The organism is Acidimicrobiia bacterium, assembly GCA_041676705.1.
Classification (GTDB): Bacteria; Actinomycetota; Acidimicrobiia; order Acidimicrobiales; family SKKL01; genus Actinomarinicola.
Genome location: JBAYRL010000001.1, coordinates 10,870 through 30,174, shown reverse-complemented (window position 1 = coordinate 30,174; position 19,305 = coordinate 10,870). Strand labels below are relative to the sequence as shown.

Here is a 19,305-nt window from a genome sequence, read left to right as displayed (position 1 = left end):
TTCGCTATTCCTCAGGATCATCGGCTGACACTGCGTCCATCGTTGCGCCTTTGGAATTCTGAAGACCTGTGACCACAAAGAATCCGCCAACCACAATGCCCAGTAATGCTGTCCAGACGTTGATTCGTATACCGAGAACCAAACTGGCTGGATCGCTTCGCATCAACTCCAAACCAAGCCGGGCGATGAAATAGCCCAATACATACAGCGGAAACAGGCGTCCAATCTTTAGACGTCCACTTCGCTCGGCCCAGATCAGGAAGCCGCACAAGGCCAAGTTCCAGAGCGCTTCATACAAAAAAGTCGGATGAAACGTTTCGTATTGCATGTAGCGCGCTGGCCGATGAGTCGGATCAATTTCTAAACCCCACGGTAAATCTGTAGGCCCACCAAAAAGCTCTTGATTAAACCAGTTTCCAAATCGGCCGATAGCTTGAGCTAGCGGTAATGCTGGAGTGGCGGCATCTAAGATGAGCGGCACAGAGAGCCGCCGGCGATGGGCCACCATTAGCCCAACAATTACACCCAGGGCCATCCCCCCGGGAATACCAAGACCACCGTTCCAAATGGCAAAGGCCTCGCCCCAATTGCCGCTGTAGCGTTTCCAGTCGGTGGCCACATGATAAAGGCGGGCACCAACTAGACCGGCCGGTACTGCCCAAATGGCAATGGCTGAGATGTCATCGGGGTTTTGGCCCTTTTGGGCCCACCGGCGCTGAGCCAGCCAGACGGCCGCTACCACTCCCAAGGCAATCATTAGGCCGTAAGCCCTTAGCTGCAAGGGTCCAATCGAGATGGAACCACCCGAAGGGCTCGGTATTGAGCTGAATAACAAAATTTTCAACCTAGTTTAGCTAATAGAGGTTTGAACGAGGTGCTCAATCGCAACGACTGCGACCCTCCACGATAGATCAGAACCGACGGGCATTTAGGGTCTGGGGGCAACTAGGTTCGTAGCACTAAGTTATGAACGATAACCACGGCATCGATCAAGGAGAATGCGTGAGCAGCAAGAACCTCTTCAACATTGAGGGCAAAACAGCGTTGGTTACCGGTGGTAGTCGTGGCATAGGTTTGATGATCGCCCGCGGTTTCGTGGAGGCCGGTGCCAAAGTGTATATCTCGTCTCGCAAGGCGGCTGTTTGCGACGAAGTGGCCGCCGAGCTCTCAGAATTCGGCACTGTTGTCTCGGTGCCCGCTGATCTCTCCACCGAAGCCGAATGCATCCGCTTAGCTAACGAGATCGCCGAGCGTGAAGAACGCCTCGACATATTGGTAAACAATGCTGGTGCCACTTGGGGTGCACCCCTCGAAGATTTCGACGATGCCGCCTGGGATAGAGTGCTAAATCTGAATGTGAAGGGTGTCTTTCATCTGACCAAACATTTGGTCCCACTCTTAGATGCGGCTGGCACCGACGACGACCCCGCCCGAGTCATCAATATTGGTTCGGTCGATGGAATCCATGTGCCAGCACTAGAAACATATTCCTATTCGGCCTCTAAAGCCGCTGTGCATCAGCTAACGCGGGTCTTTGCTCGGAAGCTAGCGCCTAAACGGATCACGGTAAATGCCATTGCTCCGGGGCCCTTTGAATCGAAAATGATGGCGGCAACCTTGGAAGCTGCTGGGGATTCAATTGCTCGCAACAACCCACTTGGCCGCATTGGCCGGCCTGATGATGTAGCAGGCACCGCGATCTTCTTGTCTAGCCGTGCCGGAGCGTATCTGACTGGAACCATTATTCCAGTTGATGGTGGTATTACCGGCACTCGGTAGCTCGCAGCGTTTCTAAGCGCAGGAACGTATATCTGGTTCGGTTAGGTGGGTTGGCACCGTCGTTGCGGTGCCGCCGCCCTCTATTTCTGCAGCCGATCCCGGCTTTTAGAATTTTCGATCGATGGGTTTAGCCCCACACGCTCAGTGCTGAGATCAAGAACAAAAACGCCACCACCGCTACCATCAGCCAGATAGCTAACCATTTGGGATGACCAGAAACTGGTTCATCCCGCGAGGGAGGATTCGGCATGTTTTATTCCTCTCGTGGGTCGAGGCGGACCGGATTAACGCTTGGCTGTGCTGACAACTAAACACAGCAGGGGTACGGCGCTAAAGAAGTGACTCGTTCACTAAGCGGAGAGCTTCTTCTTCTGAAACATCAAGAGCGAAGCTGAGCTCGGAAACCAATACGCTACGGGCTCGTACCAACATCGATTTCTCACCAGCCGACAGACCCTTAGAAACTTCGCGCAAAGCCAGGTTTCGCACCACTTCAGCGACCTGATACACGTCGCCCGACTTTAGTTTCTCCTGGTGGTTCTTGAAGCGACGGCTCCAGTTCGAAGGTTCACGTACATCTTTCTTCCGGAGCAGCTCGAAAAGATCTTCTACGTCTTCACCACTAATCGGCGGTCGCATTCCAACGTCTTCGGCTTTGTCGGCTGGCACCGACAGCACCAGATCACCGTGCGCCATCCGCAAAACTAGATATTCAGTTTCTTCACCAAAGGCAAAGCGGTTTTCTCTACGTTCGATGACTGCGGCTCCGTGATGCGGATACACAACTCGATCGCCAGGCTTAAACGACATATGACTCCTGTAATGGCGCAGTTCTACTTCTAGAATGCCAGATTTTTGCCTGAATCCCCTCATTTTCCACTATCTAGAGACTTAAAGGCGATTGACAATCCAACGTTGGCCGAAGATTTGATCACCTTGGCGCTTCGAAACTGCCGCAGTTGTGTGCAATCCGTTAGCATGGCCTGAATGGCTCAACCCTCTGTACTCCCAGATACAGCTCGTCCGAGCTTAGACGACGGTGACGATGAACGTTTTGCGCACTATGCACGCAAAGCTGACATTGCTCGTGCCGCGGTAACTGGTGAGACCATTACGGCCATCTGTGGCAAACGGTTCACCCCAACTCGCGATCCAAATCGTTATCCGGTGTGCCCAAGCTGTGCCGAAATCAAAGCCGCCGCCAGTAACGCTGGCAATAATTAATCCTGTTCACTGTCTTGGCGTGGAGAACAGAACCAGCACGGTAGCGCGCACGAACGCAAAAAGGAGTGGCGGGTGGAGTTGAGTCCCGAGCTTGAAAATGAAGTGGAACAAACCCTCTCAACTTTAGAAGGGGTGTTGCTTCCCAATGATCTTTGGCAACGAGTAGCTCGACTATTGCGGGATTTAGAGCCAGCCGTTGCTTCCGGTAACGAATCGGGTGTGCGTGGAGCATTGATTCCACTGGCGCAAATGGTATTTGAGGCCAAGGTAGGTGGACGTTCTATTAAGGCGCGTCCCGAAGCCTCGGTGGTGATTCCGACCAAATCAACGCCAATTCTGCCTTTGGTAGGTGCTATCTGCGCGGCCGTGTTGCTCTTGTTGGCGTGGATGTTAGGTGGGGGTCTCATCCTTTTAGCCACCGGAGCATTAGCAGCCTTGGTAATGGTGGTTGCCATAAGTGGCACCCGCTCACGACACCTGAAACCGGCCAAAGAACCCGATGGAGCTGCCCAAATGGCTCCACCGGTGCCAGCGCCGCCCAAAGTTAGTGCGTCGCTTGGCAAGATTCGAACAATTATCGACAAGTGACACTTGACACAATGAGAATAAACGTTATTATGGACTTATGGCGAACTCCGAAGCCCCGCTCATCCACGACCCCGCTTGGGCAACTATGAGCGACCCCGTACGCGAACGGCTGGTCGATTCAGCAGCATCGGTCTTCGCCAATCACGGGTACGACGGTGCACGTATCCAAGAAATTGTCCGCGGAGCAGGCCTCACCACCGGAGCGGTATACGGACGCTTCACCGGCAAAGCCGAGTTGCTCCACGAGGCAGTTACCACTCGAGCTGTACCGCAGGCACCGCTTTCAGCCGAAGGAATCGCCAAAGTAGCCGACCTCGTAAAAACTTCCGCTCTTAAAATCAAACCGGGCCTGGAAGATCGCGAGGCTCTACTATTGGAAACCTATGTGGCGGCAAGGCGCGAACCTGAAGTAGCAGCGGCTATTGCTGAAGCTGAGGAACGCTGGAAAGTTGCCCACGCTCCGTTGGTCGAAGCAGCCGTGCTAGACGGCACGATTGATGACGACATAAACCCCGAAGCCGTATTGTTTTTCGTTCGGGTAATGCAACTTGGCCTCTTACTTTACCGAGGTTCAGGGCTTGAAAGCACCGAGCCAGAAAACTGGGCCACCCTGATCAGCCGCGTTGTCGCCAGCTTTGGCCGACCTGCCGACATGATCAGTGCACTTCAAGATCAAACCAAATAACCACCAAATCCAACGGCCCAACAGAGGGGGACCACCAAAATGACTGCAACCGATCTACCTACCAACACCGGACCTGATCTCACCCTGCCTAGCCAGGCCGAGATGAACGAAGCCTTCAAACTTGTTGAAGATCATTCAGACTCCATCTTCACCTGGCGTTACGAGCGTGAGCGAGATCAACTCGTCACCTTGTACAACAAGGGCGTAGACAACCAGTGGAGCGGCGTGACCGACCTTGACTGGTCAACTGACGTCGACATCGAGCGTGAGGCCTATCACGATCACCCCACAGTCTTTTTGGCCCGCAAAGTTGCCGAAATGCCCAACTCACCGCTTAAGAACTGGAGCGAAAAAGAGTTCAGCCAGCTGGCTGTTGAGCTTCAAAAAGCACAGCTCAGCCAGTTCATGCACGGTGAGCAAGGTGCCATGATCGTTACCGCCAAAATCGTAGAGACGGTTCCTTGGATTGACGCTAAGTACTACGCCTCAACCCAGGTAATGGACGAGGCTCGCCACACCGAGGTCTTCGCTCGCTATTTGTACGAGAAGATGGAAGACCATTACCCAATGAGTCCCTTCCTCGCTCAGCAGATCGACGCTTTGATCACCGATAGCCGTTGGGATATCTCGTATCTCGGAATGCAGATCGTGATCGAAAGCTTGGCCTTGGCGGCCTTTGGCGACATGTTGCGCCAAACCAAAGAACCACTACTGAAGAAGCTCATCCGTTATGTCATGGCCGATGAAGCCCGTCACGTAGCCTTTGGAATTCTGAGCCTCGGCGAGCACTACCAGCACCTCAGTGAACCCGAGCTGAAAGACCGTCAAGAGTTCATGCTTGAGAACACTCTTCGCAGCCGCTCACGTGCCTCAACCCCTGAGGTATGGGACCGCATGGGTGTTAGCTACGATCAGGTCCTTCCGTTGCTCATCGAATCCATGGAAGAGTTCGGTGTGAACTCGGTTTCAAGCTTCCAGCGTGGTTTCTTCGCCAAACTGGTGCCAAACGTACGCAAGCTTGGTCTGCTCGATGCCAACAATGGCTACCTCCGCAAGGAATGGGAAAAGGCCGGTCTAATGGAGTTCGAGTTCTCCGATGACGACACCGCCAGCGACTACGACACCTACAATGCTGTGGCACAAGATCGTGCCAGCAGCGAGGCGTAAGTAGCCCAACACAAACTCACAAATCCTTAAGTAATAAACTTTGGCCGAGCCGGGAGATTCCTGGTTCGGCCAAAGTCGTTTTTGGTACCGGCTGTCGTTCTTTTTATTTCATCGATCAAATTCGCATCTTGGCTCGGACAAAGCGGTAGGCTAAGGCAACGGGTTATATCCGAGTGCGCTCGGGTTAGGGGCTTCGTACCTTTCCCATTTCGGGAACGTCAGAGCCGCCTCCTAAGAAACTTCTGCAACTAGCAATCGGCAGATCTCGCTGCGATAAGCAGTCTGAGGGGCCTTCTGTGATTCGTGGAGATTAATGCAGCCAGCTACCGGAGTGGTTAAACCACCCACAAACCAGGCGCCGCTTACGCCCAAAATCGTTGTGCCTAAAAACTCAACTCGAGCGGCCACACCTGGCAAACCAAAGCCGATTGAAGAAGAGCCTTCCGAGGAAGAACTAATTGCTCTCATCGAGTTAGCCGCCAGCGCCGAAGCGTCACCGCAACAACTGGCGCTCCTTAATGCCAATCGTGAACGTTGGCTCAGCACCCTCGACACGCTCCTCGAAGAAACCGAAGAAATTTTGGACGAGCTGCGCGGCATGCGTGGCCCTGAACGTGCCCAAATTGTGGCCGATTTTGACGGCGAACGGCAGCGCCTCAAAACAGCTCTAGAACTGCTGGAAGACGCCACTTCATCAACTGAAGCAATAGCTGTGGTGCAATCCCCTGGTGAAACCCACCTACACCTCTCTTGGGCTAACCCCAACCTGGTGGCTTGGAGCGGTGGACCAGCAGCACCTTCCGGGAATGAAAAAACCCTGCGCCAATTCCTAGCTGATTTAGGTGCCCCCACCGACGTTTGGCAAGAGCACGATCCGGTAAACCTGCCCGGAAACGAAACCGCTTTTGCCCTCTCAACCTCCATTGCCCAGGTGCTTGGTTGGCTGGCCGTAATTGGTGGCAACAACTCATCAGAAACCTATGTGAGTCCGAGCGTCTTGTGGCTCGCTCGGGTGGTGGCCTGGGGTGTTCAGCTAGTAGCACAAGGTGCCGTGGTACCCACGGTTCAGGTTGAAAGCTCGGCCCCCAAAGGGCAGCCCTCGTCAAGCACATCGAATGTGTCGCTGCGTTGGCAACCGGCCTTGGTGGAAACAAAACGGCTAGAAGGCTTCACTAAAACCATGCCCGGGCCAGTAACCGCGGTCGCAAAGGCACAAAGCCGCGACGTGGTTAAGGCCCTACTGTCAAATGTTGTGCATGCCATTGTCAGCGATTCGGCCAGCCGTCTCTCGTTGCCTGCTCCCCCACCTAACCCTCAAAGCACTTCTGATGTGGCCGAAGCCCTGCTCACCCGCCTCGACGGCTCGGTGTTCACAGCACCCCACAAAACTTCAAGCGAAGTAGCTTCTCGCATCGATCGGTGGGCGCGGCCTGTTACCGACCCAATCTCAAGTCGCTTGCTAGTCACCCTCGACCCACCCGACTCCGGTGGCGCCTGGTTCTTGTCGGTACAGCATCCCACTTCGGGAGGTGAATACATCCCGGTCGAAGTGGCCCTTATCGACGCTAGGTCAAAGCGCCAAACCTCTTCGCAGCTCGATCGGCTCGAGCGATTACTACCGGCTCTCAAACGCCCTGGGGCCCTACGCCGAGGCCAGGTGTATCTGGCACAAGATGAGGCTTGGGAATTAATGACCAAAACGGGCCCCTTGCTTCAAGCCGCAGGTTTTGATGTTCGTGTCCCCGCGCTTTCACGTCGTAGGCCTTCGCCCACTCTCCGTTTAAGCACCGAAAGTACCGAAAGCGTTGTTGGGGCTAACCAGCTCACCAACGTGCGCTGGTCGGCCGTATTCGACGATGTTGAGCTCACCGCAGCCGAGATCACTGCTTTGGCGTCGGAAGCCAGACCCCTTATTCGATCGCACGGACGCTGGGTCGAACTTGATCGCGCCGATTTAGCCGAAGCAGCTGCCGCTCTCGCCGAGCACTCGCAACGAACGCAGATGACCGGGGCCGAGGTGTTGCGCTTCGGAGTTGGTCTCGACGGTAGCGGACTTTCTGGCGGCATTACTGTTGTCGGAAACAGCTGGGCTGCCGACCTACTCGAACGGGCCAGTACGGCCACCACCGAGCCAATCACTAAACCGCAAGGGTTCAAAGGTGAACTTCGTAGCTACCAAGCCGAAGCTCTCGGTTGGCTTAGCTTCCTCGACTCGGTTGAGTTGGGTGGATGCTTGGCACTAGATATGGGCCTTGGCAAAACGCCAACCGTCTTGGGCCACTTAGCACGAACCCGGGGCGAAGCCGCCTCGTTAATCATTGTGCCACCCGCCATCGTCGGGAACTGGGCTTCTGAAGCGGCCCGATTCGCGCCGCAGCTTCGGGTACTAATTCATCACGGTCCTAATCGTTTGGAGGGCCAAGGATTCAAAGATGCGCTGGCGGGAACCGATCTGGTGATTACGACCTATGGAACCGCGGTGCGCGACCTCGACCTGCTCGCCAATTGCGGCTGGCGGCGTATGATCCTCGACGAGGCCCAAGCCATTAAGAACCCCACCAACGAAACCTCACAAGCGCTGCGCCAAATCAACGCCGATATGCGCTTGGCCCTTACCGGTACCCCGGTTGAAAACGGTTTAGGCGACCTGTGGGCCATTCTCGATTTCACCAACCCCGGCTTGGTCGGCTCTCGCTCAACTTTTGTGGCTCAACTATCGACCAACACCAGCCCGCACACACCTAAAGGTGCCGAAGCTGGTTTACGGGCCCTAAATGGCATTCTTATCTTCCGTCGCACGAAGGCTGAACCAGCGGTGGCGGCCGAGCTGCCCGACCGAATCGACGAGCTCGACCATTGCAGCATGACACCCGAACAAATTGGCCTCTATCAAGCGGTGCTTGACAAGTTGGTGGCACCACCTAGCTTGATTGGTGAAGATGCCCAACAACCGGCCCAAGGTCAGATTTTGGCTGCCATAACAGCGCTAAAACAGATCTGTAACCATCCAGCGGCCTATGAAGACGATGGCCGACCCCTCCACGGCCGTTCGGGCAAACTAACCCGTCTAGAAGAGATCGTTCGTCAGGTTTACGCCTCAGAAGAACGAGTGTTGATCTTTACCCACTTCGCCCGTTGGGGCATGCGTTTGGCAGATCATTTGACCGAAGAGTTCGGTCACAAAGTCGAGTGCTACCACGGCGGGCTTTCACGCACTGAGCGTGATCGCATCGTTCGTGAGTTCCAAACCGGAGAAGGACCAGGTGCCCTGGTTCTTTCTCTCAAGGCCGGCGGCACCGGTTTAAACCTAACCGCGGCCAGCCATGTTGTGCTGTACGACCGTTGGTGGAACCCAGCGGTGGAAGACCAGGCCCGAGACCGTGCTTGGCGAATTGGCCAAACTCGCACCGTAGTCTCGCGGCGATTGGTATGTCCCGGCACAATCGATGAGCGTGTGGAAGAAGTAGTCGCCGGTAAACGCCATATCGCCAACATGGTCTTGCCGAAATCAAGCTCGCTGTCTGATCTTGATGCCGAACAGCTTCGCAGTGCGTTGGGTCTCCGAACCGATTCACTCTTGGTCGATGATGAGGAAGAGGTGGCACTGGTATGACGAGTAGACATCGGAGCCGAAAAAAATCGGGTCGCGGAAAGTCTAGGTCACCGCAGCCACTTGAGTTCTGGAAGGTTGTGCCCGAGCCAGATCGTTCCGAGCCGATTAAGGCCGTTGACGATCCGGGAGCAATTATTCGGTCTCTGGGAAGCCCGCCCTTTGGACCTCATACCACCGAGGCCGCTCGCTTTCTAGAACTCGCCAGCCGTAAGGCAGCCGCCACCGCGGCTGCCTTAGCCAATGCTGCTGGCCTTGTCGAAGCGCCTGACGACTCCGACGAATAAACCTGGTCGCCTCACAAAAAGTTTAGATACCAGGCACCGCGCCTTAAGCGAAGAAAATGAGCGTGATCCAGTCGGCAACCAAGGCTGGCCGATCGCTGCCTTCAATTTCCACGGTATAGGTCTTGGTCACCTGGATATTGGAGCCCTTCAGTTCCACACTCTTTACGGTACTTGCCGCACGAATTTTGGAACCGACCTTCACCGGCGACACAAAGCGCACCTTGTCAAAGCCGTAGTTCATGCCCATGACCACACCTTCTAGCGGGCCGGTGCTGTTTTCAGCTTTAATCGAACCCGACAGATGAGTGAGCATTGAAAGCGTTAAGAAACCGTGCGCAATGGTGCCACCAAAGGGTGTAGAGGCCGCGGCACGTTCGGGGTCGACGTGAATGAACTGGTGGTCCTGGGTTATATCAGCAAATTCGTTGACCTGCTCTTGGGTGACTTCAAACCAGGCACCAACGCCCTCGTCGGTCCCCTCGGTGGCTTTCAAAACCTCATACGCCCGCTCAGCATTGCTTGACATAATTTCAGTCCTCTCGAAGTAAATACTTGCTCGAACCGTAGTCAGCGCAGCGGTATGGCACCAAGGTAGAAGCTCAGATGAGCTTGCTCGCCAGAACGTCGTCGTTTCTGAAGCACGACCGAAACCGGCTGGTATGCTCCAATGAGCGTGAAGGGTTAAGTTAAAGGCCGATCGATCTTACGAACCAGTTCTGACATAGCAACAGCTGGAATCGGCCGGCTGTAGTAAAAGCCCTGGGCATAAGGAACATCGAGAGCACGTAACAGCTCGACTTGTTTGGCCGTTTCAACCCCCTCGGCAATTACCGACAGATCGAGAGCGCGCGCCAATGCGGCAATACCACCGACCAGAGCGGTACCAGATTCCTCAATGCTAGAGATGAACTCACGGTCGATTTTCACCATGTCAACGGGTAGACGTTGCAGATAGGCCAGGGACGAATACCCAGTGCCAAAGTCGTCAATCGAAATCGGGGTACCCAAAGCCCTAAGCAGCGAAATTAGTTGCAGCGCCTCGGCCGGATCGGCCATAACTGCCGATTCGGTCAGCTCTAAATGCAGTGCCTCACCGGGCAAGGAACGAGTTGCCAACGCACGTTCCACCCGATCAATCAACGCAAAATCATTCAGATCGGTAGCTGACATGTTGACCGACACATAAAGATGCTCAGCGCCGGGGTATTGCCGCCACTTCGCTATCTCCTCAACAGCCAGGTTTAACGCCAGTTCACCAAGACGTGTGATCAAACCTGTTTCTTCAGCAACTGGAATGAAATCACCGGGACTAACTCCCCCAAACTCTGGACTGTTCCAGCGAGCTAGCGCTTCCATTCCTTTTAGATGGCTAGTCTCCAAGTCGATAATCGGCTGGAAGTGCAAGTAAATTTCGCCGGTATTGTTGTTTTCTTCGATGGCTCGCCTTAGCGCGGCCGCTAAGCCAATGTGTCGTTTCGATTTGTCACGTAGGCTCTCTCGGAATGACTGGGCTCGGTTCTTCCCCGAGCATTTGGCCTGCAACAAAGCCAAATCGGCATCGCGGAGTACCGTCTCAACCCCAATTGGTTGCAGGGCTTTGGGATAGTCATTCGGCCAAACTATACCAATGGAGGCGGTAATGATGACGGTGGCGCCTTCCAAAGCTACCGGCTCGGATATCGCGGTCAGAATACGCTCTGAAATAATTTCTACGTCACTGCGTTTATTAACGTGACGCAGCAACACCACGAACTCATCGGCAGCAAACCTCACCACCAAATCACTTGCTCTGGCACAAACTCGAAGCCGTTCGGCAATTACCGTAAGTAGATGATCACCAGCAGAATGACCTAAGGAATCATTAATATATTTGAAATCATCAAGGTCGATAAACAAAACCGCCGCTTGTGCTATATTAAGCTTTAATACCTCGTCAAGCTCGCTCCAAAGCACCTCACGATTAGGAAGCATGGTGAGGGGGTCTTGGGTGGCTTGCACCCGAAGCTGACGGTTGAGGTTATCGCTCTCGGTTAGGTCTTCAATAGTGGCAACAAAGCCAACGTCACGGTTAGCGAGGCCCGCTCGAGCGACCTTGATCCTAACCCGACGTTCCAACCCTTCCCTTGACTTTAGTGATGACGTGAAGATTCGCGCGCTGCCATCTACCAGCACTTGACCAATGGCATCTTCAGCCAGATACGCCCCATCTTCATCGAGATGGTCAAGCCAGCCAAAACCTAAAAGGTCTTCCACGCTGCTAGCAAATATTCTTGCTGCGTATTCGTTAATATAGTCTGCACGCATGCCGAATTCTGAGGAAATAATACCGGCAGGAACATTAGTAACTAAGTGCTCTAAGCGTTCTTCGGCCAGACGTAGGCGCAACGCCTTATTATATTCCTCACCTAAAACCCTAATAAGAACACTACAGGCTTTCACTGCTGGCAATGCCTTAATAAGCATCACGACCGGAATATTAATATCCTCGGAATACCGTATGGTACCGGTGACCTCAATCGGGGTATTTCGACCAACAGTGGCCGCCTGTGTCGCCCGGGTCATGATGTCATCAAAATTGCCGTCAACATCGAGCAACTCACAAACATCAAAGTCGCCTTGGCTCTCAGGCAGACCGGCAATTTCACGAACCAGCGCATTAGCAAAAAGCGCCCGGCCTTCACGATCACAAACAATCAGCCCGGCGGGCAGGTGTTCAAGCGCGCTCCGCTCGAAATCTGACAGCCTGTCCTTCGGTCGCATCAGGGCATTTCCGCAGTATCAAGCACCGCTGCTAGTGAGGCTGCTTCAAACTTAACTCGGCTCACATAGCGGTCTAGAGATTCGTCTTCAATACCTTCCAAGCCCAGCAAAATGCGTGCTGTTTCAGCTTGATTAAAACTCAGGCGGTTCAACGCCAAATCAGCCACTAGCTGCGAGGCTATCAGGCACCGGGTGAGAGGCGTCTCGCGGGGGCTCAGCTTACGATGGTGGTTCGCCACCGCCTCACAAAAAGCTCCGGGAAAACGCCAGGCCTCAAGCACTCGCGCCCCCGCATCGGCGTGACTCACACCAAACAGCTTGTGCTCTTCATCCAAGGTATGACGCTGACCTAGCTCTTCCCAAGCGGAGGGCGAAGCTTGTTGAAGTAAAGCTTCACCAAGGTTGTGTAACAGACCCAAAGCAAAAGCGTCTGAAGGTGGCACGAAGTAGCGAGGAGCCAAAAGCTGCGCTGCATTGGCCACCCCAGCGGCATATGTCCAGAAATCTTGGGGCACCACCGCCTGATCTTCACTCAACCCAGCCGCTGAGGAAGCCGCGAGGGTCCGAACGGTAGCGAATCCCAAGGCTGCTATTGCACGCGGAACATTCGTTACTGGCGTTCGAAGGCTGTAGTAAGCCGAGTTTGAAATCCTAATTAGCTGTGCTGAAAGCAGAGGATCGAGCTCTACCACTTTGGCCAACTTGGCAACATTTGAAGTGGGGTCATCAATTAGCCACAGCACCCGCAAGGCAATGGTGGGATGGGTGGGCAACGATTCGAGGGCCTGAAGAAGTAGCTCAACTTCTTGTCGATACTCCTCCGCTTCAGTTTCCTCCAAAGTCATTTCAATGTCGGCTTCCGCATGCTCAAGATCGACAGCACGAATGAACCTCTGATCACTGACCAAAGAGTTTGGGGCCTCATTTGGGCCGCCGAGCACATCGGCATAAGCCTCAGACGGTTTACGCACATCAATAATGTCGGCATCGGCACGTGAAGGTTGAGTCTTTAGGACTACAAATTCTAAGAGGCCGAACCTAAGTGCCGCACTCATGCGCACCGATTGCGCTCAAATATGGCTGATCAATGACCTGGTGAGCGGTAATGAAGGGTGATTACCGGCCCAAGAAACGAGGAGAACGCTTCTCGGCGAATGCAGCTTGGCCTTCTAGATAGTCTTGCGAATCGAAGCATGCTTCAACCGCTTCGGCCACCAAAACCAGATCGCGCTGCGGCAACGGTATGCCGGTTTGAACCAACCCGGCCTTGCACGCCCGCACTGTGAGTGGCGCATTGGCCGCAATTTGGCGGGCTAACGAATAGGTTTCGCCCTGCAGCATGTGTGGCGGCACCACGCGATTAACCAAATGCATTGCTCGGGCCTCTTCCGCATCAAATTGCCGGGCCGAGAACAATATCTCTGCGGCATGGGCTTTGCCTACGGCGCGCTCAAGCATGGCAATACCGTCGTAGGCGAATCCGAGGCCTAGCTTGGCAGCCGGAATTCCAAATCGTGCCTGTTCACTAGCAATGCGAATGTCGGTCTTTAACAGCACCAACATGCCAGCACCTAAGCAATATCCTCCCACCATTGCGATGACCGGTTTGGTGACCTTTTGCCAGGCTTGATTCATCGCAAGGTAATTGTTGTCATACTCATGCCGGGCTTCAGGTGCGGTGCGTTGCGATTCAAACTCTGAGATATCGGCACCGGAAATAAATGCCTTGTCACCAGCTCCGGTGACAACAATTACCCTCACCTCGTCAGACGCTTGCACAGCCGCCAACGCCCTAGGCAGCGCGGTGCGGATCTGTTGTGTCATGGCGTTGTAACGTGCCGGGTTGTTAAAGGTGACTGTGGCGATACCATCGACGGCTTCGCAAAGTAGCTGCTCGGTACCAGTATCAAACTCGATCGACATGAGGGCTCCCGTTCACCAACAATTTTGTCGCGATGGCTGATGCTACCGCAGTTCCTCTAGCTTGGGTTCATGGCCGATACTCCCAGCTCCAGACACAGCGGCACTGCCTATGTGGTGACACCGACGGCTGAGGCCGGCCCTGGGGTTCTGGTATTGCACTCGTGGTGGGGCCTCACCAGTTTCATCAAGCAGTGGTGTGATCGGTTGGCCGATGAAGGCTACGTGGTGATGGCACCCGACCTTTACGGCGGTGAAGTAGCGTCTACCCCCGACGAGGCCGAAGAGCTGCTGGCCGAAATGGACGTCAACGCGGCGGCCGATTTGGCGTTGAATTCTGTGGGCGCGTTGCTACGTTTGCCGGTAACTCAGGGCAATCATATTGCCGTGGTTGGATTTTCAATGGGGGCTTCATTGGCATTGTGGTTGTCGGCTCGGGCAAATGAGTTCGTTAGTGCCACCGTTGCCTATTACGGAACTCAACAAATCGCCTTAGATGATGCCAAGAGCGCATTCTTGGGCCACTTTGCCGAACATGATGAGCTGGTAGATGCTGATGAAGTCGTTGAGCTTGAGGCCCATTTGCGTCTCTTAGACAAAGACGTGACGTTCCACCATTACGCCGGTACCGGACATTGGTTTGTGGAAGAAGATCGCCCAGCCGCCTTCGATGCGGCGGCCGCCCAAATCTCTTGGCAACGGACCGTGGAATTTTTGAATCGGAACCTGCTTGAGTCGCCCTAGTCGGATTAGCTATTCATAACGGTCGCACTAGCGAACCCAGTTTTACTCAGCCCAATCGAAAGAACACCTATGTCATCTTCTGGCGAAAACTCCATGCCAATTCCTTCGGTATCGCAAAGCATTGTGACTTTGGATCTTGAAGGAGTGCTAGTACCTGAAGTGTGGGTTGCGGTTGCCGAAGAGACTGGTATCGAGACGTTACGTCGCACGACCCGCGACGAACCGGATTACGACGTCTTGATGAAATACCGCCTTAACATCTTGAAAGAAAATAATCTCGATTACGAAGCCATCACGAAAGTCATCGACTCGTTGCTGCCCCTGCCGGGTGCCGTTGAGTTTTTGAATGAGCTTCGAAGCTTTACCCAGGTTGTGATGCTTTCTGACACCTTTGAAGAGTTTGCTCAGCCCCTTATGCGCAAGCTCGGATGGCCCACAATCTTGTGCCACCGCTTGGTGGTTGAAAACGGCTTTATTACCGATTATCGGCTTCGCATGTCCGACCCCAAACGGAAAGCTGTTCAAGCGTTTCAAGCGTTGAATTACCGCGTGATCGCGGCAGGAGATTCCTACAACGACACGACCATGCTTTTGGCCGCCGATGCCGGATACCTCTTTAATGCGCCTCAAAATGTGGTTCAAGAGTTTCCCCAGCTCACCGCGTTATCGAGCTATGAAAGCTTGTTAACGGCGATAAAATCGCACCTCAGCCCAGTTTCATAATCACTTAGTTTCACGGTTTTTCATTTTCCATGGTTCGAATCAGCCCCGAGGCGGCAGAGCGGCGCGCCGCACGGCTTCCAATACCGACTTATCCCGCAGAGCTGCCCATAACGGCACTGCGCGATGAGCTTTTGGAGACCATCGCCCAGAACCAGGTGGTTGTGGTGGCCGGTGAAACGGGGTCTGGTAAATCGACCCAATTACCAAAGTTGTGTTTGGAATTAGGCCTTGGAGCCAAAGGCTACATCGGGCACACCCAGCCGCGTCGACTGGCGGCACGAGCGGTGGCCGAGCGTGTTAGTGAAGAACTCGGCACCAGTGTTGGTGACTTGGTTGGCTACACGGTGCGTTTCAACGACCAAGTAAGCGAAGACACCTTAGTTAAGGTGATGACCGATGGAATCTTGTTGGCCGAGATTCAGCGTGATCCCAAGCTGTGGAACTACGACGTCATAATCATTGATGAGGCTCACGAACGTAGCCTGAACATTGATTTCTTGCTCGGATACCTCAAGAATCTGTTGCCCAAACGGCCCGATCTGAAGCTCATAATCACTTCGGCCACCATCGACACCGAAAAGTTCTCACAGCACTTTCGAAACGCTCCGATCGTCGAGGTTTCAGGGCGCTCTTACCCCGTCGAAATTGTTTATGCACCACCGCTTGCTGATGACGAAACCGAAGATTCGGCGTCCTCCGATGGTCGCTATAACCAAATCGGCGACGCACTGCCCCAGGCCATCGTGGAAGCAGCAAAGCGATGTCGCTCCGATGGACCCGGAGACATTCTGGTCTTTTGTGCTGGCGAACGCGACATCAAAGACGCTGCCGATGCGCTCAGAGCGCAAAACTGGTCACGAACTGAAATTCTGCCTCTATATGCTCGCCTGTCGTCGGCCGACCAACACAAGGTCTTTTCCCCTCATACAGGCCGTCGGATCGTACTGGCCACCAATGTTGCCGAAACATCACTTACGGTTCCCGGGATCCGTTATGTGATTGACCCTGGTTTTGCCAGAATTTCACGGTTCAACCATCGCACCAAGGTGCAGCGCCTTCCGATTGAGGAAATTTCTCAAGCCTCAGCTAACCAGCGAGCCGGTCGTTGCGGTCGAGTTGGTCCGGGGGTTTGTATCCGACTCTATTCGGAAGCAAATTTCTTAGAACGGCCTGACTTCACCGAACCGGAGATCCAACGAACCAACCTCGCTTCGGTTATTTTACAAATGGCTGCCCAGCGGCTGGGCAAGGTGGAAGACTTTCCATTTGTTGATCCACCCGACCAGCGCGCCATTCGTGACGGCACGACCCTTTTGTGGGAACTAGGTGCGCTCAACCCTGACCTAGAAGGCAAAAAAGGATGGCTGACTCCGCTGGGGAAGCGGTTGGCGCGCCTGCCGATCGACCCGCGCTTAGCACGCATCATCTTAGAGGCCGAACGTAACGGTTGTGTCAGAGAGATACTAATAATTGTGGCCGCGCTTTCGGTCTTAGACCCGCGTGAATATCCCCGCGACGAAGAATCTTTGGCGGCCGCAGAACATAAACGCTTTAACGTGCCCGGCTCAGATTTTCTGGCCTATTTGATGCTCTGGGAATATATCCGAGACGTTCGTAAAGCTAAATCTACTAATCAATATCGTAAAACTCTACGGAACGAGTATCTCAACGTAAACCGCATACGAGAATGGAGAGAGCTATTCCGTCAACTTCGCCAGATTTGTGGCGAGTTAAACATCAGATTAAACCGAATCAGCGACTCGATCGACAACGACGCTATCCACCGTTCTCTATTAGCGGGCTTTCTATCGCATATCGGGATGAAAGACCCACAGAGTCGTGAATATCGCGGAGCGCGAGACACTCGATTCGTTATCAGCCCAAGATCAGGGGCGGCACGCAAAGAACCTAAATGGATTGTGGCGGCCGAGTTGGTGGAAACCAATCGTCTATGGGCACATACCGTGGCTTCCATCCAACCAGAGTGGCTGGAACAAAGCGCCAAACATCTTGCGAAATATAGCTATAGCGATGCCTGGTGGTCACGAGCCCAAGGCCAAGCCGAGACCCACGAGCGCGTGAGCCTCTTCGGTCTTCCAATCATCTCTCAACGCAAAATTGCAGTAGCTCGTGTTGACCAGGAGCTCGCCCATGAAATGTTTGTTTGGCATGCTTTGTCGCTCGGCGATTGGGACGGTTCATATCCATTTACCCAGGTTAATGAGAGCTTACGGCAGGAAATCTTGACGTTGGAAGAACGTGCCCGGCAACGACTGGTCAAGGACCGCCAGGATGTGTCGGAATGGTACGCCAGGGCCATTCCTTCCCAGGTGGTTTCATCCAAAACATTTGCTAAATGGTGGAAAACTCATCATCGGTCTAATCCCCAGGCTTTGTGGATGTCACTCGATGACCTCTTAGTGCCTGGCACCAAGTTCAACCCGCAAGATTATCCCGACACCTGGCAATCGGCGGGCTGCACGTTCACGCTTGACTATGAATACGACGAAACTTCGGTGGCCGACGGTTTAGTGGTGCAGGTGCCCATTACTCGCTTGGCGAACCTGTCTCCCCAGGAATTCTCTTGGAACATTAAAGGTTACCGTCAAAACCTGATTTATGCATTATTAAAATCTTTGCCAAAGGCCAAACGACGCACGCTATCGCCCCTACTTCCACCGGTTGAACATTTAACAAGTGTAATTGAATACAACCCACAAATATTTTTAACTGAAGCACTATCTGAAGCTCTACGAGAGCACTATGGTCTCGAGATAACGCCTTCAGATTTCGACCTGAGCCTGGTTCCAGACCATCTATTGCCCACCTTCGAAGTAATCGATAATAAGAACGAGGCTTTGGCTTATGGGAAAAGCCTTCCCGCCCTTCGTCAGCTGCTCGCTTCACAGATCGAAGAAGCCTTTTCCAACCTTGATTCCAAGTGGCGAGCCCATGGCTTACAAAGTTTTCCAAGCTTCGATATTACAAAGACCATTACCTTGGAAGACCAGTGCGGGAAAATCATCGCTTTTCCGGCCCTTTACGACGAAGGAACCAGCGTTGGCTTACATCTGGCGGCCACATCGTCTCAGCAATGGACAGAAATGTGGGACGCCACTTTCCGCCTCCTTGAACACCAAAATGCCGCGGTGACACGCGCTCTTGGTCGAATGCTCAGCAACTCAGACCAGCTAGCACTAGTACGTTCGCCGTGGCGCAATGAGGGAGCTTGGGCTCGCGACGTACTGGCGGCCGCCTTAGAGCATTTCATTCAAGAGAACAACGGCCCAAGCTTCGATCAAGCCGGGTTTGCCAAATTGGCACGAACCACCAAAGAACAGCTTCCGAGGCTCTTTCGCACTATCGCCCCTGCTGCTCTAGCGGTATTGCGCTTGGACGCTAAAATCCAGAAACATCTGGCGAAAATGGTCCAGCCAGCTTTTGTTGAAGCGGCTTCCGATGTTCAAATCCAACTTCAGCGTCTCTTGTATCCGGGCGTATTTCGGTCAGTTGGCCTAGCCCGCATACCCGACCTAGTCCGATATCTCGAGGCCATTGATTATCGCTTGCGTCGCCTACCCAACGAGCTTGATAAAGACCATCGGCGCATGTCGTTGTGCGTCAAGCTGGAAGAGGAACTCGATGCCAAGGCGGATCACGCCAGCAACTCAGCTGCTCTCGATGAGGTCTCGTGGCTACTACAAGAACTGAGAGTAGCCACGTTCGCTCAACATCTCGGCACCGCTGCTCCGGTGAGCGAAAAACGTATTCGGGCCGCCATGGCCAAGGCATAGGTTCGTCGGTTAGAGCGACCCAAA

General features: G+C 53.9%; 17 protein-coding genes. 10 read left to right on the top strand and 7 right to left on the bottom strand.

The window, feature by feature from the left end:
- Positions 1-4: 4 nt before the first annotated feature.
- Complete coding sequence (lgt, locus tag WC184_00140) at positions 5-835, bottom strand: prolipoprotein diacylglyceryl transferase (GenBank protein ID MFA7476291.1); 831 nt, start codon at positions 833-835, stop codon at positions 5-7.
- 167 nt (positions 836-1,002) lie between these two features.
- Between lgt and WC184_00135 the strand changes: the two genes are divergently transcribed.
- Entirely contained in the window at positions 1,003-1,779 is a 777-nt protein-coding gene (locus WC184_00135; GenBank protein ID MFA7476290.1) for an SDR family oxidoreductase, read from the top strand.
- 127 nt (positions 1,780-1,906) lie between these two features.
- On the opposite strand, the gene WC184_00130 is transcribed toward WC184_00135, so the two are convergent.
- On the bottom strand, positions 1,907-2,029 hold the full coding sequence (locus WC184_00130; GenBank protein ID MFA7476289.1) for a hypothetical protein: 123 nt from the start codon (positions 2,027-2,029) through the stop codon (positions 1,907-1,909).
- A gap of 80 nt (positions 2,030-2,109) precedes the next feature.
- Positions 2,110-2,589 carry a CarD family transcriptional regulator gene (locus WC184_00125; GenBank protein ID MFA7476288.1) on the bottom strand — a complete coding sequence of 160 codons (480 nt, stop codon included), beginning with the start codon at positions 2,587-2,589 and terminating at the stop codon, positions 2,110-2,112.
- A gap of 177 nt (positions 2,590-2,766) precedes the next feature.
- On the opposite strand from WC184_00125, the gene WC184_00120 reads away from it, so the two are divergent.
- The 6 genes from WC184_00120 (at position 2,767) to WC184_00095 (ending at position 9,340) form a co-directional block, all read left to right on the top strand.
- Entirely contained in the window at positions 2,767-3,003 is a 237-nt protein-coding gene (locus tag WC184_00120) for a DUF3039 domain-containing protein (protein MFA7476287.1), read from the top strand.
- A 72-nt stretch (positions 3,004-3,075) separates the two neighbouring features.
- Positions 3,076-3,591: a hypothetical protein gene (locus tag WC184_00115; GenBank protein MFA7476286.1), complete on the top strand. Its 516-nt coding sequence runs from the start codon at positions 3,076-3,078 to the stop codon at positions 3,589-3,591.
- A 37-nt stretch (positions 3,592-3,628) separates the two neighbouring features.
- Complete coding sequence (locus WC184_00110; protein MFA7476285.1) at positions 3,629-4,276, top strand: helix-turn-helix domain-containing protein; 648 nt, start codon at positions 3,629-3,631, stop codon at positions 4,274-4,276.
- 39 nt (positions 4,277-4,315) lie between these two features.
- Entirely contained in the window at positions 4,316-5,443 is a 1,128-nt protein-coding gene (locus WC184_00105; protein MFA7476284.1) for a ferritin-like domain-containing protein, read from the top strand.
- Between the two features lie 313 nt (positions 5,444-5,756).
- Positions 5,757-9,056, top strand: coding sequence for a DEAD/DEAH box helicase (locus tag WC184_00100; GenBank protein ID MFA7476283.1), 3,300 nt, complete (start codon positions 5,757-5,759; stop codon positions 9,054-9,056).
- A 77-nt stretch (positions 9,057-9,133) separates the two neighbouring features.
- The gene (locus tag WC184_00095) at positions 9,134-9,340 is read left to right on the top strand and encodes a hypothetical protein (GenBank protein MFA7476282.1); all 207 of its coding nucleotides are present in this window, start codon (positions 9,134-9,136) and stop codon (positions 9,338-9,340) included.
- A 43-nt stretch (positions 9,341-9,383) separates the two neighbouring features.
- Here WC184_00095 and WC184_00090 read toward each other — a convergent pair whose 3' ends face one another.
- From WC184_00090 to WC184_00075, 4 genes are all read right to left on the bottom strand, one after another.
- A complete protein-coding gene (locus tag WC184_00090; GenBank protein ID MFA7476281.1) occupies positions 9,384-9,866 on the bottom strand; it encodes a MaoC family dehydratase in 483 nt (160 codons plus the stop codon).
- A gap of 155 nt (positions 9,867-10,021) precedes the next feature.
- Positions 10,022-12,100, bottom strand: coding sequence for an EAL domain-containing protein (locus WC184_00085; GenBank protein MFA7476280.1), 2,079 nt, complete (start codon positions 12,098-12,100; stop codon positions 10,022-10,024).
- On the bottom strand, positions 12,100-13,155 hold the full coding sequence (locus WC184_00080) for an HDOD domain-containing protein (GenBank protein MFA7476279.1): 1,056 nt from the start codon (positions 13,153-13,155) through the stop codon (positions 12,100-12,102). Before WC184_00080 ends, WC184_00085 begins: the two co-directional genes overlap by 1 nt.
- 61 nt (positions 13,156-13,216) lie before the next feature.
- Complete coding sequence (locus WC184_00075) at positions 13,217-14,023, bottom strand: enoyl-CoA hydratase (protein MFA7476278.1); 807 nt, start codon at positions 14,021-14,023, stop codon at positions 13,217-13,219.
- Between the two features lie 69 nt (positions 14,024-14,092).
- Between WC184_00075 and WC184_00070 the strand changes: the two genes are divergently transcribed.
- The 3 genes from WC184_00070 (at position 14,093) to hrpA (ending at position 19,281) form a co-directional block, all read left to right on the top strand.
- Positions 14,093-14,764: a dienelactone hydrolase family protein gene (locus WC184_00070; GenBank protein ID MFA7476277.1), complete on the top strand. Its 672-nt coding sequence runs from the start codon at positions 14,093-14,095 to the stop codon at positions 14,762-14,764.
- A gap of 69 nt (positions 14,765-14,833) precedes the next feature.
- On the top strand, positions 14,834-15,487 hold the full coding sequence (gene thrH / locus WC184_00065; GenBank protein ID MFA7476276.1) for a bifunctional phosphoserine phosphatase/homoserine phosphotransferase ThrH: 654 nt from the start codon (positions 14,834-14,836) through the stop codon (positions 15,485-15,487).
- 29 nt (positions 15,488-15,516) lie between these two features.
- On the top strand, positions 15,517-19,281 hold the full coding sequence (gene hrpA / locus WC184_00060; GenBank protein ID MFA7476275.1) for an ATP-dependent RNA helicase HrpA: 3,765 nt from the start codon (positions 15,517-15,519) through the stop codon (positions 19,279-19,281).
- Positions 19,282-19,305: the final 24 nt, after the last annotated feature.